Source organism: Mucilaginibacter lappiensis (assembly GCF_900155965.1).
In the GTDB taxonomy this organism is placed as follows: domain Bacteria; phylum Bacteroidota; class Bacteroidia; order Sphingobacteriales; family Sphingobacteriaceae; genus Mucilaginibacter; species Mucilaginibacter lappiensis.
The window spans coordinates 182,222-199,688 of sequence record NZ_FTMG01000004.1; the positions used below are offsets into that span (position 1 = coordinate 182,222).

Consider the following 17,467-nt stretch of genomic DNA (forward strand, 5'->3'; position numbering starts at 1 on the left):
TCAGAAACTGATTATCTTTGCAATAGCCCTATATGAACGCACTATTGTCAAAAACAGCTAAAATGCTTGTGTCCTGTAAATTTACTGTCGTTTTATCCCTTACTCTATTATTTTTCAATAACTGCCGGACAGAAAAACTTAAACCCACAAATGATGGCCCGAAAACTCCGGATGGTACCGTTATTTCAAAAGACACAACAACCGATAGTTCGCTCCTTCCGCACAGTGTAGCTTTAAAAAACATGTTCGGTATTAATGCTTATGAATGGAATTTTTTGCAGGATCCCGCTAATCCTAATTTGAAAAGCCATATTTATGAGGCTAATATGGCGGTTATCAAGTCCTTTAGTTCGGTAAGGCATTACATGAACTGGAATAAGCTCGAAAACACCAAAGGCGATTACACCTATAACCCAACCAATAACGGCAGCTGGGATTATGACCTCATATACACCCGTTGCAAACAAGAGGGTATTTTGGTTTTGGCCGATCTGAAAAATTGCCCTACCTGGTTGGAAAATACCTATCCTCCCAATTTACAGGATAATGAAAATGTACCAGCTCCTTATGGACTGGATAAAAGTGACCCGTCAACCTATGCCGATCAGGCTCGTACCGCTTTTCAATTTGCCGCAAGGTACGGCTATAACGGTAATGTAAATAAGACCCTGGTTAAGGTTGACAGCCGCCCGCGATGGACAAACGATACTCCAAACGAGGTTAAGATTGGCATGGGGCTCGTAAAATATATTGAATGCGATAACGAGCGCGATAAATGGTGGAAAAGCGCTGCTACACAGCAAACCCCGGAGGAATACGCAGCAAATATGTCGGCATTTTATGATGGAGACAAAGGTAGATTAGGCAATAACGCTGGTGTAAAAACCGCCGACCCCAGTATGCAGGTAGTGATGGGAGGTTTGGCCACCTGCGATGTAAATTGGGTTAAAAGAATGGTAGAGTGGTGCCGCAAAAACAGGGGCTACAAAGCCGATGGAACTGTCAACCTGTGCTTTGATGTGATCAACTTTCATTTTTATAATAATGATGGCAATATACTTACCCATGCCAGGGCAACTACCGGGGTGGCGCCAGAGCTCTCTATGGCTGGCCAAATTGCCGATTCATTTGTAAAGTATGCCAACACACTTGCTCAAAAGCCCGAGGTTTGGGTAACAGAAACAGGTTATGATATTAACCAGGGCAGTTATCAAAAAGCTATCGCTATTGGCGATAAATCAGTCCTTTTAACTCAGGCCGATTGGATACTAAGAACATCCCTTTTGTATATCAGGCATGGTATCAAAAAAACGTTCTATTACCAGTTGCTGGATGATACCCCCGATGTTGATGTCCAGTACGCTACATCTGGTCTTGCCACAGACGCTAAGTCAAGACCAGCGACAGACTACATACTACAAACCAATACACTGATGGGAAATTATGCCTATCAAAGTACTATAAACGCTGATCCTGTGGTTGATAAATATGTTTCCGGCGGTAAAGTAATGTACGTTTTAATGATCCCAGATCAAAAAGGACGTACGGCTGATTACACCCTTAACTTAGGTTTACTGGCTTTGAAAGCTAATATTTATAGTTTAAAAGCAGGTGCAAATGCAGTTGTCAAAACCCAGGTTTCCACAACATTGGGTAAGGTAACTGTAAAGGTTTCAGAAACTCCGGTGTTTGTAGAAGCTGCTAATTAAAACAGTATATCAAAATATCATCCTAAAAAGCTATTTTTGCGGTTCAATGGAGCATATTCGTAATTTTTGTATCATAGCACATATTGACCACGGTAAGAGTACACTTGCCGATAGGTTATTAGAATACACCAATACTATTACCCAACGCGAATCGCAGGCACAATTGCTTGACGATATGGATTTGGAACGCGAACGGGGTATCACCATAAAAAGCCATGCCATACAAATGGATTATGTGCTTGATGGTCAGAAATATACACTGAACCTAATAGACACCCCGGGCCATGTGGATTTCTCTTACGAGGTTTCCCGTTCTATAGCAGCTTGTGAAGGCGCCCTGCTTATTGTTGATGCGGCTCAGGGCATACAGGCCCAAACCATATCCAATCTTTACCTGGCGTTAGAAAACGACCTGGAGATCATCCCTGTTCTGAATAAAATGGATCTTCCCGGCGCTATGCCAGAGGAAGTGAAAGATCAGATCGTAGAGCTGATAGGTTGTAAACGCGAAGAAATATTAGCTGCATCGGGTAAAACCGGCATGGGTGTTCATGATATATTGCGTGCCATTGTTGAGCGTGTGCCTGCCCCGGTAGGTGATCCTGAAGCACCTTTACAAGCATTGATATTTGATTCAGTTTATAACTCCTTCCGTGGTATTGTAGCTTACTTTAAGGTAGTTAACGGCGAGATTCGCAAGGGCGATAAAGTAAAATTCTTTGCTACCGAAAAACAATATATTGCTGAGGAAGTTGGTACTTTAAAACTCAAACAACTACCAAAAGATGTTATTAAAACTGGCGATGTTGGTTATATCATATCGGGTATAAAAGAATCGCGTGAGGTAAAGGTTGGTGATACCATTACCACTATTAACCGCCCTTGTGAAAGTGGCATACAAGGTTTTGAAGAAGTAAAGCCAATGGTATTTGCCGGTATTTACCCGGTTGATACAGAGGATTACGAAGAATTGCGCGAATCGATGGCTAAACTGCAGCTGAATGATGCATCTCTGGTTTTTGAACCGGAATCATCAGCGGCATTAGGCTTTGGTTTCCGTTGCGGTTTCCTGGGCATGCTGCACATGGAAATCATCCAGGAACGTTTGGAGCGTGAGTTTGATATGACGGTAATCACTACAGTACCTAACGTATCTTACCTCGCCTACTCCACCAAAGGAGAAGAAATTATAGTAAATAACCCGTCTGACCTTCCGGATCCAAGTAAAATTGACCGCGTTGAAGAGCCGTATATTAAAGCAACTATCATTACCAAATCTGAATTTGTTGGGTCGGTAATGTCACTTTGTATCCAGAAAAGGGGATTTATAAAGAACCAATCTTACTTAACGTCTGACCGGGTAGAGCTTGTATTTGAAATGCCAATGGGCGAAATTGTATTTGACTTTTACGATAAGTTGAAAACAATTTCTAAAGGCTATGCTTCATTTGATTATCACCAGATTGGCTATCGCACCAGTGATTTAGTACGTTTAGATATCAAGTTAAATGCCGAACCGGTTGATGCTTTATCGTCCTTAATATTCAGGGGTAACTCTTATGACTTTGGTAAAAAGATCTGCGAAAAACTGAAAGAACTTTTACCGCGCCAACAATTTGAGATCATTATACAAGCCTCTATCGGTGCTAAGATCATCGCCCGCGAAACGGTAAAGGCTTTACGTAAAGATGTTACCGCTAAATGTTATGGTGGTGATATTTCCCGTAAACGTAAGCTATTGGAAAAACAGAAAAAAGGTAAAAAACGCATGCGCCAGGTAGGTAACGTAGAGATACCTCAATCGGCATTCATGGCGGTTTTAAAACTGGATTAAATCTACCATCTACTAAACCTATAATTTATCATCCTAATGAAAAAACAATTTTTGAAGATATTTCCTTCAATCGTATTATTATTAATTACTGTACATCATATTGAAGCTAAAACACAATATGATGATTTATTGACTAAAACTAAAAAAAATTCTGCTTTTACAATAGCTCAAAAACCTATTATTGATTCGGCTTTTGACTTTATCCCTGCAGATTCAGTCATATTTTCAGACAATTTTACCGGCAATATGTCTAAAAATTGGAAATCAAATGGGCTTGGTAAGGTAATAACATTGCCGGGTATTGATGGTAAGTGGCTGACATTACAAAATTTTTGCTCTTATAAGTTAACCAATCCACATTCGCTGCCAGCAAAATTTACTATTGAATTTGATATTGTTGCTTCTGCTGATAAAACGGAGGACCTATCGCCCGTAATATTTGGTTTTGCAAAAGATAATAGTGTAAGCCAATATGTACCGGATGCTTATAATGCTGGTGGTATAAATGCTGTCAGTATAAGATATTCTAATGGCGATGAAGTTAATATTGCCAGCAGCGCTACAAATTTTGATGCTTCTACCAAGCTCGATCTGGTTAGCTATGCTAATCAAATTATGCACGTTTCCATTGCTGTTGATGGCGACAGGATGCGTGTTTATCTTGATAAAGCCAAAGTGGCTAATGCTTTGCTGTTTAATAAAAACAGGGTAAAATATTTTTTCCTTAGTGCTCCTATTAAATCAGACAATAAAAGCAAGGTGGTTGTTAGTAATTTTAAGATAGCTACTTATAAATCACAATCGAAGTAAATTAATCAAATTAACATATACCAACGTTTTACGCTGTTTACTGTTATTTGATTCTTTAATATAGTATATAAAAGCATTATTAATACTTGTATGCAATTACTTGACGGAAAGTACGTATCAGAAAAACTTAAGGTTGAAGTAGCCGAAGAAGCGGCTAAAATATTACAACGAACCGGCAGGCAACCGCACTTGGTGGCCGTATTGGTTGGTCATGATGGTGGCAGCGAGACCTATGTGGCCAGCAAAATGAAAAACTGTGAAAAGGTTGGTTTTAAATCAACCCTGGTACGTTATGAGGACAATGTAACTGAAGAAGAACTGTTAAAGAAAGTAGAGGAGCTAAACGCTGATGCGGATATCGATGGCATCATCGTGCAGCTTCCCCTACCTAAACATATCGATCCGGAAAAAGTAACCGAACGCATTGATCATCGTAAAGATGTGGATGGATTTCACCCGGTAAACCTGGGTCGCATGCAACGTAATTTACCTTCATTTATACCAGCTACGCCTTATGGCATCACCCTGATGCTGAAAGAATATGGTATCGATACGGTGGGTAAACATTGTGTGGTTGTTGGTCGCAGCAATATTGTAGGCTCGCCGATGAGCATTTTAATGGCCCGCAATACTACGCCTGGTAATTGTACGGTTACTATATGCCACAGTCGTACTCCTGATATTAAAAGCATTACTTTACAGGCTGATATTTTGATCGTAGCTATTGGCAAAAAGAATTTTATCACGGCAGATATGGTAAAAGATGGTGTAGTGGTAGTTGATGTGGGTATGAACCGCGAAACCTCTGCCCTAACCAAATCGGGCTACAAACTATATGGCGACGTTGACTTTGAAAACGTAGCTCCAAAGTCGTCATGGATAACCCCGGTACCGGGCGGCGTTGGCTTAATGACCATTATAGGTTTGCTTAAAAATACATTGGCTTCGGCTAATAAAGAGATTTATCAATAAGCGGATTAAATTAAGTGAATAGTTGATTGAGTTAAATAGTTCTAACTTAATTCAGCTCAATCAACTATTCACTTAACCTAACCCTTATTTACTTCAATATCTTCATTTCGGCAAGATCAACCTGCATAGCTTGTCTCCGAATAGCTTCGTCACTGAATTTTTTCTCTTTTCGGATTTGATAAAGTTCCTTTCGCTGATGCTGATAAATATCTTTTAGCGCTTTTCGATAGATAGCCCTTTGTGTTTGGTGGGCATCTCCATGCTCTAGCGAGTCCAGGCGTGCGGTGGCGTGTATAACATTATTTTGCAATTCGGTTTTTAATACCTGTAGTAAATGGTTATTCTCTATTTCATCAAAATAATGCTCATCGAGTCTTTTTAGCGCCACCTCTGTCAGCCTGATCTTGATGGTCATTTCCTGCTGATCTTCGGGTACCGTCGAATCCATATCTTTTATATTCATCCATTTAACCAGCACCGGCAATGTAAATCCTTGAAATACCAGCGTTACCAATATCACCACGAATGTGATAAATATGATGAGGTTACGATGTGGGAACGCTTGCCCTGCATGAGTTATTAGTGGCAATGAAAGCGCTGCTGCCAGCGAAACCACGCCACGCATTCCGGCCCATCCTACAATAAAAGGGTTCTTCCAACCCGGATCAGGTTCCGTTGTGCGGATACTTTTGAATAGCCAGCGGGGCACGTAAGTACCGGGATAGATCCAGATCAATCTGATCAAAATAACCACTGCGCTGATGATCAATCCGTATCGCCAGGCTTCAGCTTGTGAATAGCCGTCCAGTCCTTTCATAATAGTGGGCAGTTCCAGTCCGATGAGTATAAAAACCAATCCGTTAAGAATAATAACCAGGGTTGACCATACATTGATGGTTTGCATACGACTTTGCCCGTCGGTAAATATTTCATGCGACCGGTAAGATAGAAATAAACCTCCGCTTACCACCGCCATGATGCCGGAATAGTGAAACTGTTCGGCTGCCAGGTACATAAAGTATGGCGATAACAGCGTAAGCGCAGCATCTATACCCGCAGTTGTTGGCAAAAAACGGTGAACAACATACATTACATGGGCTACAGCCAGACCAATCACTATCCCCATAAACGTAACCACAAAAAACTCCGAGACTGCCTGATTCAAAGAAAAGTGCCCAGTTAGCACTGCCGCCAAGGCAAACCGTAGCACAATTAAGCTGGAAGCATCATTAACCAGGCTCTCGCCTTCCAATATAGTTGTTATTCTTTTGGGTATCTTAATGTTCTTTAAAACCGAAGTGGCAGCAACAGCATCTGGTGGTGATATGATTCCCCCTAATAAAAAGCCCATTGGAAGGGTAAAACCCGGTATAATGACGGTAGCCAGAAAGGCAATGATGGTTGAAGTAAAAATAACCAATCCAAATGCCAGCAAGCTTATTGGGCGCCTCCATTTCCAGAAATCGTTCCACGACGTATACCAGGCGGCCTCATATAGCAATGGGGGTAAAAATATCAGGAATATCAGGTCGGGGTCAATGGTTATGACAGGTATTTTGGGTATATAGCTGATAACCAGGCCGGCCAAAACTAAAAATATAGGATAGGCTATATTGAGCTTTTTTGCCAGCATAATGAGCATAAAAGCGGCAAATAATAATACCAGGAATTGCAACAGGGAATAATGCATAGCTAAAGATCAATAAAACTTTATGAAAAATTTGACCGGGTTTTACTTTCCACTTAGCCGATCCCAAAAAGACTTTATACCTACATAGATACCATCATCCCGGATATCAACCAAATAGGTTGTAACAAAATCGTTTTGCCCCTCTCCTCCTTTACCCGTTTCCAGATTGTAGGTATACCGGTGATATGGGCATACGATTTTACCTTTTACACACAAGCCTTCGCTCAAATCGGCTCCGGCATGTGGACAAATGGCCAAAAGGGCGTAAATCTGCCCTTCAAAACCAACCAGGCAAATACTCTTGCCCCCAATCTTTACTTTGGTAATAAATGGTTCATTGGTATATGGAACCCCAGGTATCTTATACCACTTCATGAAATATACGTGTTGAACTGTAAAAGTAATGATTGACCCTAAAAATCAATCTTTAAATTCATTACCGCCGGGTTTTTAATCACCTCGTCCATACTGGTAAGCAGTGTTACGCTGCGTCTGTCGGCAGAAAGTATGGCTTTAGGGTTATTTAACTTTTTAACCGGTTTGGCAAACTTTAGGATCACTTTATAAGGCATATCTATCAGCATAGCTTTGGCCATCATAAAGGTTGATTGGGTTTTCTTTAAGAAAGCATTGAATTTTACCTTATCAATTATACGATAAAACTTATGCGGTGTGATATCATACGAATAGTAATCCTGACCGGCTACCATTTGCCGGGCATCAAAGCTTTTACTAGCTTTATCGGCACTGGCAAATGCATTGATACGACTGTTGAGGGCTATTTTTGAAAGGTTTTGAAGATAGTATTGTAAATCAGCGGCATTTTTAGCTACATGGGTGATATTTACTTTCATGATACTTTTTTTAAGGTTCATGCTAATAGAAAGATCACTGGTTTTGGCCATATTGGTTTCTTCGATACTCATTTTTTGCTGAGTACTATCGGGCATCGCGCTATAAAAATTAAGTGTGGTATCCTTAACCAAACTAAATTGAGGTGTTTCCTTTACCGAGTCAGACATCAGGTTTACCAATACGGATACTGCCTTGCTCATATCAAAACCATAAACAACATTACAGCTGCCATCGGCTTTAAAATCGTATTGTTCTTCAATATCGACACATGAGCTCAAACATAAAATGGCCAGAAAAATTAGGGGTAAGTAGATTTTTTTCATCGGCTAGTGGTTTTAGGTTTATGAGGTTTTCATATCAGTTAAGTTAAGCCGGTATTAATTCGGTACCCGCTATTAAAATTGAAGTAATAATAAATATTATTAATCGTATTAAAAAGAACAAATCACGTAAACGTTTTACCTTACGCTTACCATTCGCCTTTACGCTTTCAGCTTTAATAGGTAACTTCGCAAAAATTATGGCACACCAGATTCCAGACGATGGCACGCTGCTCCCTTTAATGGAGGAGTTTTATACGATACAGGGCGAAGGATACAATACAGGCAAAGCGGCTTATTTTATACGCCTCGGTGGTTGTGATGTAGGCTGCCATTGGTGCGATGTTAAAGAGAGCTGGGATGCCGAACTGCATCCACTTACCGCGACAGATCAAATAGTGGTTAATGCCTCTGTTCATCCCTCAAAAGCTGTTGTGGTTACTGGCGGCGAGCCGTTGATCTACAATTTGGATTATCTAACCAGTCAATTACATGAAAAGGGTATCAAAACTTTTATAGAAACATCAGGGGCCTATCCGCTTTCGGGCGATTGGGATTGGATTTGTCTTTCACCCAAAAAATTCAAGGCGCCTATGCCTCACGTAGCCGAAAACGCCCATGAGCTAAAGGTGATCGTATTTAATAAATCAGATTTTGAATGGGCCGAGTATCATGCCAAAATGGTATCGCCAGATTGTAAGTTATATCTACAGCCCGAATGGTCAAAATCAAAAGAAATGACACCGCTTATTGTTGATTATGTGATGAACAACCCGCAGTGGGAAATATCATTGCAAACGCATAAATATTTGAATATTCCTTAATATTTGTAACTTACGGTAACATTTATCGTATCAAAACAGATGTAACCTTAATGAGTAATTACTCATGATAGCCTCATCTCTGTTTAACTACAAACTATTGATGAAAATTGTAACCATCCTGATTTTATCAATTTTTCTTTCTGTTGCTACCCGGGCGCAGCAGAGCCAATATACTACCAGCAAAAAGGAAGCGATAAAGTATTTTGCCAAGGCCAATCAAAACCTTGATGATCATTTATATGATGAGGCCATTGCAAGTCTTCAAAATGCTATTAAAGAAGATCCGAAATTTGTGGAAGCTCATGCCCAGCTTGCTGATGTATTTCGATTAAGACATTTATATAAACCGGCCATTGAGGAATACTTAAAGGTTATTTTGCTCAATCCAGATTTTAACCGTTCGGTATATCTCAAAATTGGTGAAGCCGAAATAACGGAAGCTAAATATTCCCAGGCGCAGCAGCATCTGGAAAAATATTTAACTTATCCCGACATCACCCCTGCCAATAAGTTGTATGGGCAAAAACTTATTGCTGATGCTAAATTCAGTATCCAGGCAATACAGCATCCGGTAGCATTTAAACCCGTGAATATGGGGCCAGAAATCAATACGGCTAATGATGAATATCTGCCGGTTGCAACAGCCGATCAATCTTTGTTGATATTTACCCGGAAGATTAATAATAACGAAGATTTTTATAAAAGCGCCAACATCAACGGAAAGTGGCAAACCGCTACTTATCTGAGTGATCAGATCAACACAGCACAATATAATGAAGGGGCGCAGTCTATTTCGCAGGATGGTAAGTATTTGTTTTTTACAGGCTGTAACCGCCCAGATGGGTTGGGTAGATGTGATATTTACATTGCTCAGAAAAAAGGCGACGACTGGGGTAAACCGGTTGATCTGAGTCCACCGGTAAATACCTCCGGATGGGAATCGCAGCCATCCATTAGTGCTGATGGACGTACACTTTATTTTGTAAGTAACCGGGCGGGTGGCTACGGGGGGTATGACATATGGAAATCGACCTTGAGTAATAAAGGCTGGGGACCTGTAGAAAATCTCGGGCCTAATATTAATACAGCCTATAATGAGCAATCCCCCTTTATTCATGCTGATGATAGTACACTTTATTTTAGCTCCAATGGGTGGCCTGGCTTAGGTAATAAGGATCTTTTTGTAAGTCGTTTAGGTAAAGATGGTAAGTGGCAAAAGCCCGAAAATTTAGGCTATCCCATTAACTCTAATGGTGACGAAAACGGACTTACCTTAACCGCAAACGGCAATATCGCTTTTTTTGCATCAGATAACCTCAATGGCTATGGCGGTTATGATGTTTATACCTTTGAATTGCCCCTAAATGTAAGACCGCATGTGGTAACTTATGTAAAAGGAAATGTGCACGATGCTAAGACCAATCATCCGCTGGAAGCAGCCGTAGAGATCATAGATCTGCAAAGTAATCAACCAGTTTATCAGGATTATAGCAGTGATGATGAAGGCAGCTTTCTGGCGACCATTACTTCGGGTAAAAATTATGGTTTGAATATCTCCAAAAGTGGTTATATGTTTTATTCAGAAAACTTTTCGCTGATCGGGTATAAAGCTAAAAATCCGTTTAACATTTCCGTTTCATTATCCCCTATTGATGTGGGCAATAAGGTGATCCTGAAGAATATATTCTTCGATACCAATAAATTCGACCTGGAGTCCGAATCAAAAGCGGAGTTGATGAAACTGATTGAATTTTTAACCGTAAATCCGTCTGTACATATTGAAATATCAGGTCATACCGATGATGTTGGGCCCGATCAGATCAATCAGACATTGTCCGAGAGCCGGGCTAAATCTGTATATCAATATTTAATTACCAATGGTATTACTGCCACCCGTTTGGTTTATAAAGGTTATGGTAAAACACAGCCAATAGCGCCTAATGATACCGACGAAAACAGGGCAAAAAACCGCCGTACCGAATTTAAGATCATTTCTAAATAAGAAAAGTGCTGCGCTCTGGTAAAGCTTTTGGTTTTAAGAACGCAAAGTTCGACCGATTATACCCAGATTTATGGTGAATAATAAATGCAATCAGACATAAAAAAGCTTTTAGCAATCCGCTAAAAACTTTTTTTATTTTGGTTGTTTTTAGTTGCCCATTTCTGATATGAACTTGATGCGCATTAATTGTACCTCTTCACGGGTATAATCATCGCCTCCTAATTCGGCTAAGGCGTCATCAATAGAGTCAACTTCGGCCGTGCGGAAGTAATCAAATACTTCTTCCTGTTTATCCTCATCTATAACTTCATCGATATAGTAATTCAGGTTAAGTTTTGTGCCTGAGTTAACTATAGTTTCCACCTCTTTCAATATCTCTTCGTAGGTGAGCCCTTTGGAGGCTGCAATGTCGTCCAGATTTAAATGGCGATCAATATTTTGAATAATAAAAACCTTAAGAGCCGATTTATTGGCAGCGCTCTTGATCACCATATCAACCGGACGGTCGATATCATTATCCTCCACATACTTTTGTATCAGATCGGTAAAAGGTTTACCAAACTTTAAAGCTTTGCCTGCACCCACTCCCGAAATTTGTTTTAACTCCTCGGTAGTGATCGGGTAGTGCGTACACATCTCCTCTAATGATGGATCCTGGAATATCACAAATGGAGGCAAACCCTTTTGCTTAGCCAGCTTTTTACGCAAATCTTTAAGCATTTGCAGCAACTGCGTATCTAATGCACCGCCACCTTGTTTAGGGCCGTCTGCGTCATCATCATCATCCGTTGCTTCCATAGGCTTGTTGAGTATAAAGCGGATGCTGTGCGGGTTATCAATAAAGCTGTTACCGGTTTTGGTTAAACGAAGTAAACCATACTGATCAATATCTTTAGAAAGATAGTTATTGAGCAAAGCTTGCCTTAACAGCGAGTTCCAAAGATTTTCGCCCTGTTCCTTGCCCGATCCATAATAATCAAGCGCGTCATGCTCATAATTTTTGATCTGAGCGTTCTCCACCCCCATCAATATGCTGATGATATGCTGATCATCAAACTTTTCGCCAATATGCCTGATCAGGCTGAGGGCCTTGTGTAAATGCTCCTCGCCATCGAAGTGTTCTTTATGACCGCAGCAGTTATCGCACATATTATTACAGCCTGCTTCATTGAAATTCTCGCCAAAATAATGGAGTAATTGTTTACGGCGACACACGGAGGACTCGCAATAGTCAATCACTTCTTTTAATATCTGGGTACCGATTTCCCGTTCAGCAACCGGTTTATCCTTCATGAATTTCTGAAGCTTATCAATATCTTTTTCAGAATAAAAGGCAACACATACACCTTCACCGCCATCGCGACCCGCTCTGCCGGTTTCCTGGTAATAACCTTCCATGCTTTTAGGCACATCGTGGTGTATCACGTAACGAACATCCGGTTTGTCGATACCCATACCAAAGGCAATCGTAGCTACAATTACCTCCACATCTTCCATCAGGAATTTGTCTTGTGTATCGGCACGTACTTTTGGATCAAGGCCAGCATGATATGGCAAGGCTCTAACACCATTCAGGTTAAGCGCTTCTGCAACTTCCTCAACTTTTTTGCGGCTAAGGCAATAGATAATGCCCGATTTGCCCTGGTTCTGCTTTACAAACTTCACGATCTCCTTAATCACATTGCGTTTGGCACGAACCTCATAAAATAGGTTGGAACGATTAAAAGATGACTTATATACCGTAGAATTGTTCATTTGCAGGTTTTTCTGTATATCCTGCTGAACTTTTGGGGTAGCTGTAGCTGTTAAAGCGATGATAGGAATATTTTCGCCGATATTGCTTATCACCTGGCGTATTTTGCGGTACTCGGGTCTGAAATCATGCCCCCATTCAGATATACAGTGCGCTTCGTCAACCGCTACAAATGACACTTGATTAAGTTTTAAGAAATCAATATTCTCCTGTTTGGTCAGTGATTCGGGTGCAACATATAAAAGTTTGGTTTTTCCGGCCAAAACATCTTCCTTAACTCGGCCTATATCTGATTTGGTAAGTGATGAGTTTAAAAAGTGAGCTATACTGTCTGAGCCTCCAAAAGCCCTTAACTGATCTACCTGATTTTTCATCAAGGCTATCAGTGGTGAAATTACTATGGCAGTGCCTTCGCTCATTAATGCCGGCAACTGGTAACACATGGATTTACCACCACCGGTAGGCATGATCACAAAAGTATCATTACCCGCCAGTATGTTAGTTATAATCGCTTCCTGCTCCCCCTTAAAGTTGTCGAATCCGAAAAAATTCTGGAGATTATCAAATAGCGACTTCTTAGTTTCTATCATTGTTTAACGTGCTCTTGAATTGTATTTAAAAGTTTAAAGTAACAAAATTTAATGAATAAACGATGGATTTACTTTTAAATTTTATACAAATATGATTATTAAATGAAAAACAATTTGTTCATTTAGCGCATTTAAATTGCGGACAATTTAGCTATCCAATTATTTAGTTTTATTTCACACATATTTAACAGATTATTGTACACTTTTGCGCTGGCTACGCCAAATAAAAACTCTTTTTACCACATGAATAAAAACAATTATGCGATCATCATGGCAGGCGGCATCGGGAGCCGATTTTGGCCGATAAGCCGTTCATCGCATCCTAAACAATTTATAGATATCCTGGGAACGGGTAAAACCCTGATCCAAAACACCTATGAACGTTTTCTGAAAGTATGCCCCCAAGAAAACATTTATGTAGTAACCAACGAGAATTATACCAAACTGGTAAAACAGCAGCTACCGGATATGGCCGATGGCCAGATACTAACTGAGCCGGTGATGCGTAATACCGCACCTTGTGTGGCTTATGGCTGCTTCAAGATTGAAAGCCTGAACCCGGAAGCGGTTATCGTGGTAGCCCCCTCAGATCAGCAGATTTTGGACGAGGAGGCATTTGTAAATGCTATTGAGAAATCATTGCAAACGGCAGCATCAACAGATAGTTTAATCACCCTGGGTATCAAACCATCGCGTCCGGATACAGGTTATGGGTATATCCAGTATACCGATCTGGCCATTAACCAGGATTTTCATAAAGTAAAAACATTTACCGAGAAGCCCACGCTTGAAATAGCCAAAACATTTATCCAGAGCGGTGATTTTTTATGGAACGCAGGCATCTTTGTATGGTCGGCACGGGCTATTGTCAAAGCTTTTGGTCGTCATCTGCCCGAGATGCATGAGATCTTTGCGGAAGCCAAACCAGTGTATAATACCGAAGAGGAAAAGAGCTATATACATAAAGCCTACCAGCAATGTATTAATATCTCGATCGACTACGGGATTATGGAAAAGGCGGATAATGTATATGTACTGCCCTCGGCCTTTGGCTGGAGTGATCTGGGTACCTGGGCCTCCATCTATGACCTGGCGGAGAAGGATTATGTAGGCAATGCGGTGATTCCATCAGAAAAGGTGATCATGTATGATTCTTCCAACTGTATGGTGAATGTACCGGGCGAGAAACTGGTGATATTACAGGGCCTTCATGATTTTATCGTGGTAGAATCCAACAACACGCTGCTGATCTGTCCGCGGGATCAGGAACAGAATGTGAAACAAGTGGTGGCTGATGTAAAAGCTAAATTTGGTACTAAGTATATTTAGTGCAAAGTGAGTGGTTGATTGAGTGAGCAGTTTATTAAGTTAGACAGGCTTTCACTTAGGAAAAACCAATCAACCACGCACCTAATCAACTACTTAACCGCAACGCGCTGTCTTATCGCCTCATACAATATCACCCCGGTTGATACCGATACGTTAAGTGATTCAATTTCGCCAAACATGGGAATCTTGGCCAGATGATCTGCTATACGTATGATCTCGTTGCGAATACCATCTTCTTCAGATCCCATAATAACGGCCGTTGGGGCGGTATAATCGGGTTTATAAATATCGTCTTGCGTTTTTTCGGTACAACAAACCAGTTGCAAACCTGATTCCTGTAAAAAACGTATCGTTTGCATAAAATTATCATGGCGGCAAACGGGTATTTTATACAAGGCCCCGGCTGATGTTTTAATAGCATCAGGGTTTATTTGCGCTGAACCTTTTGCAGGGATAACAATAGCATGTACACCCGCGCATTCGGCGGTACGGGCAATAGCGCCCATATTGCGCACATCGGTAATGGAATCTAAAACCAGTACCAACGGAACTTCCCCTTTTTCAAATACTTCGGGGATAATATTTTCGATCTTTTGGTAAGTTATAGGCGAAATAAAAGCCACAGCACCCTGGTGGTTTTTTGCGGTAAGGCGGTTTAGCTTTTCAACCGGTACCTGTTGCGCGGAAATGTTATATTCTGTAAGCAAAGCCTTTAGCTCGTGCGACAGGCCACCACCAGCCCCTCTCTGGATATATAATGCTTCAATTTCTTTACCCGAAGTGATAGCCTCCATGATCGCCCTGATACCAAAAACCATTTGGTTGCTTTCCCGCTGAGGTCTTGAATTAAATGCCATTTGTAATGATCTGTTTTTCTGCAAAAGTAGCTATATTAATTGATTAAGCACTTATTGAACTGATAACCCTTTTCGGTTTTTTCAAAACATAGGCCGATAATAGTTAACATTATAAAACTTTATGAACATAGGTTTAAATGTTTGTAAATCAGTATAAATAGTATTCTATTAGTAAGTTATCAACATAGGCGTGTTTATTAAAAAGCTTTAAATTATAACGCTGGATATGATTGTTTTAAAATCTCAATACACTATGTTGATTGAAATGTAGCTCCGCAAAAGTATTTTTTGTATATTTTTGTCGCCTTATGAATTTTGAGAACGATAACCTACAGAACAAGCCGAACACTAACGATCGTCGGAGCCGAATCACTACCCCAACACCGTATAGCGGACTGGGGAAACTTCCGCCCCAGGCAACCGATCTGGAAGAGGCTGTTTTAGGAGCGCTGATGTTAGAAAAAGACGCCCTGTCATCGGTTATCGATATTTTAAATCCCGAGGTTTTTTATCGGGACAATCATCAGAAAATATTTTCGGCTATAAAACAATTGTTTGAAAAATCTTCTCCGGTCGATATTCTTACCGTTACTGCCGAACTACGTAAACTGGGCGAACTGGAAATGATTGGTGGCGCTTATTACATTACTGAACTAACCAGTCGTGTTGCCTCCGCTGCAAATATTGAATTCCACGCCCGTATCATCATTCAAAAGTACATTCAGCGCGAACTGATCCGTATATCTACAGATGTTATTCAAAGCGCTTACGAAGATACGTCTGACGTATTGGACTTGTTAGACAGGGCCGAGAAAAATCTTTTCGAAATTGCACAGAATAACCTAAGGCGTGATGCCCGTAAAATGGACGACCTGGTTCATGAGGCTTTAAGGGATATAGAAGCACTCAAAGATAAAAAAGATGGCCTTACCGGTGTTGCTTCAGGCTTTACTGCTCTCGACCGGATGACCTCAGGCTGGCAAAAATCCGATTTGGTTATTATAGCTGCCCGTCCTGCGATGGGTAAAACGGCTTTCGTATTGAGTTGTGCCCGTAATGCCGCAGTTGATTTTGATAAACCGGTTGTTGTATTCTCACTCGAGATGTCCTCTGTTCAGTTGGTTAACCGTTTAATATCCGGCGAAACTGAAATTGAGCAGGAAAAGATCCGTAAAGGAACTTTGGAAGAATGGGAGTGGCAACAGATTCACTCTAAGATTGGTCGCCTGGAGCAAGCTACCTTGATCATCGATGATACTCCAGCGCTTAATATATTTGAATTCAGAGCCAAATGCCGCCGTTTAAAATCGCAGCACGACATTCAGCTTATCATTATTGACTACTTGCAGTTGATGCATGGTAAAGGCGAAGGTAAAGCCGGAGGTGGTAACCGTGAACAGGAAATTGGTAGTATCTCAAGAGCCCTGAAATCTGTAGCAAAAGAATTGAATGTACCCGTGATCGCCCTGTCGCAATTGAGTCGTGCGGTTGAAACCAGGCCGGGTAACTCCAAAAGACCAATGCTTTCGGATTTACGTGAATCTGGTTCTATTGAGCAGGATGCGGATATGGTATTATTCTTATACCGCCCAGAATACTACGGTTTAACGGAAGACGAAGATGGTAACCCAACCAACAACGTGGGTGAAGTAATTATAGCTAAACACCGTAACGGTGAAACCGGTACGGTACGATTGAAGTTTGTGGGTAAATATGTAAAATTTGCCAACCTGGAAGAGAGCATGGACGGCTTCCCTCCTGCTGCCGGCAGCGCATTCTCGGGTCTGGCACCATCGCAGGATTTTGAAAAGCAAAGCAACTTCATTATCCGTCCATCACGAATGGATGATATTGATGACGAACCACCGTTTTAATATCGGATTTAGGATGTTCGATTTCGGATTTTTTTATTTTAGATCTAC

Annotated in this window: 13 protein-coding genes; 8 read left to right on the forward strand and 5 right to left on the reverse strand. The window is 40.9% G+C overall.

All coding sequences use genetic code 11. The annotated features are described in order from the left end of the window. Nucleotides 1–32 precede the first annotated feature (32 nt). The 4 genes from BW976_RS10410 (at nucleotide 33) to BW976_RS10425 (ending at nucleotide 5,325) form a co-directional block, all read left to right on the forward strand. Nucleotides 33–1,709, forward strand: coding sequence for a hypothetical protein (locus tag BW976_RS10410; protein ID WP_076373153.1), 1,677 nt, complete (start codon nucleotides 33–35; stop codon nucleotides 1,707–1,709). Nucleotides 1,710–1,755: 46 nt separating this feature from the next. Next, the gene (lepA, locus tag BW976_RS10415) at nucleotides 1,756–3,543 is read left to right on the forward strand and encodes a translation elongation factor 4 (protein ID WP_076373155.1); all 1,788 of its coding nucleotides are present in this window, start codon (nucleotides 1,756–1,758) and stop codon (nucleotides 3,541–3,543) included. A gap of 36 nt (nucleotides 3,544–3,579) precedes the next feature. Then, nucleotides 3,580–4,353 carry a hypothetical protein gene (locus tag BW976_RS10420; RefSeq protein WP_076373157.1) on the forward strand — a complete coding sequence of 258 codons (774 nt, stop codon included), beginning with the start codon at nucleotides 3,580–3,582 and terminating at the stop codon, nucleotides 4,351–4,353. 90 nt (nucleotides 4,354–4,443) lie between these two features. After that, complete coding sequence (locus BW976_RS10425; protein ID WP_076373158.1) at nucleotides 4,444–5,325, forward strand: bifunctional 5,10-methylenetetrahydrofolate dehydrogenase/5,10-methenyltetrahydrofolate cyclohydrolase; 882 nt, start codon at nucleotides 4,444–4,446, stop codon at nucleotides 5,323–5,325. Nucleotides 5,326–5,413: 88 nt separating this feature from the next. On the opposite strand, the gene BW976_RS10430 is transcribed toward BW976_RS10425, so the two are convergent. Genes BW976_RS10430 through BW976_RS10440 form a run of 3 tightly spaced genes read right to left on the reverse strand, consistent with a single transcriptional unit; the run spans nucleotide 5,414 to nucleotide 8,193 of the window. Next, nucleotides 5,414–7,015, reverse strand: a complete 1,602-nt coding sequence (locus tag BW976_RS10430) for a Na+/H+ antiporter (RefSeq protein ID WP_076373160.1) — start codon at nucleotides 7,013–7,015, stop codon at nucleotides 5,414–5,416. Between the two features lie 42 nt (nucleotides 7,016–7,057). Continuing rightward, nucleotides 7,058–7,390: a Rieske (2Fe-2S) protein gene (locus BW976_RS10435; RefSeq protein ID WP_076373162.1), complete on the reverse strand. Its 333-nt coding sequence runs from the start codon at nucleotides 7,388–7,390 to the stop codon at nucleotides 7,058–7,060. A 38-nt stretch (nucleotides 7,391–7,428) separates the two neighbouring features. Then, complete coding sequence (locus BW976_RS10440) at nucleotides 7,429–8,193, reverse strand: hypothetical protein (protein ID WP_076373164.1); 765 nt, start codon at nucleotides 8,191–8,193, stop codon at nucleotides 7,429–7,431. Between the two features lie 197 nt (nucleotides 8,194–8,390). On the opposite strand from BW976_RS10440, the gene BW976_RS10445 reads away from it, so the two are divergent. Both BW976_RS10445 and BW976_RS10450 read left to right on the forward strand, forming a co-directional pair. Beyond that, the gene (locus BW976_RS10445) at nucleotides 8,391–9,014 is read left to right on the forward strand and encodes a 7-carboxy-7-deazaguanine synthase QueE (protein ID WP_076373166.1); all 624 of its coding nucleotides are present in this window, start codon (nucleotides 8,391–8,393) and stop codon (nucleotides 9,012–9,014) included. A 64-nt stretch (nucleotides 9,015–9,078) separates the two neighbouring features. Next, nucleotides 9,079–11,016, forward strand: coding sequence for an OmpA family protein (locus BW976_RS10450; protein ID WP_245834677.1), 1,938 nt, complete (start codon nucleotides 9,079–9,081; stop codon nucleotides 11,014–11,016). A 147-nt stretch (nucleotides 11,017–11,163) separates the two neighbouring features. Here the strand turns inward: BW976_RS10450 and recQ are convergent, their stop codons facing one another. Next, the gene (gene recQ, locus BW976_RS10455; protein ID WP_076373368.1) at nucleotides 11,164–13,356 is read right to left on the reverse strand and encodes a DNA helicase RecQ; all 2,193 of its coding nucleotides are present in this window, start codon (nucleotides 13,354–13,356) and stop codon (nucleotides 11,164–11,166) included. A gap of 246 nt (nucleotides 13,357–13,602) precedes the next feature. Between recQ and BW976_RS10460 the strand changes: the two genes are divergently transcribed. Continuing rightward, entirely contained in the window at nucleotides 13,603–14,688 is a 1,086-nt protein-coding gene (locus BW976_RS10460; protein ID WP_076373170.1) for a mannose-1-phosphate guanylyltransferase, read from the forward strand. Nucleotides 14,689–14,777: 89 nt separating this feature from the next. Here BW976_RS10460 and rlmB read toward each other — a convergent pair whose 3' ends face one another. Continuing rightward, nucleotides 14,778–15,545: a 23S rRNA (guanosine(2251)-2'-O)-methyltransferase RlmB gene (rlmB, locus tag BW976_RS10465; RefSeq protein WP_076373172.1), complete on the reverse strand. Its 768-nt coding sequence runs from the start codon at nucleotides 15,543–15,545 to the stop codon at nucleotides 14,778–14,780. A gap of 308 nt (nucleotides 15,546–15,853) precedes the next feature. On the opposite strand from rlmB, the gene dnaB reads away from it, so the two are divergent. Beyond that, complete coding sequence (dnaB, locus tag BW976_RS10470; protein ID WP_076373174.1) at nucleotides 15,854–17,419, forward strand: replicative DNA helicase; 1,566 nt, start codon at nucleotides 15,854–15,856, stop codon at nucleotides 17,417–17,419. Nucleotides 17,420–17,467: the final 48 nt, after the last annotated feature.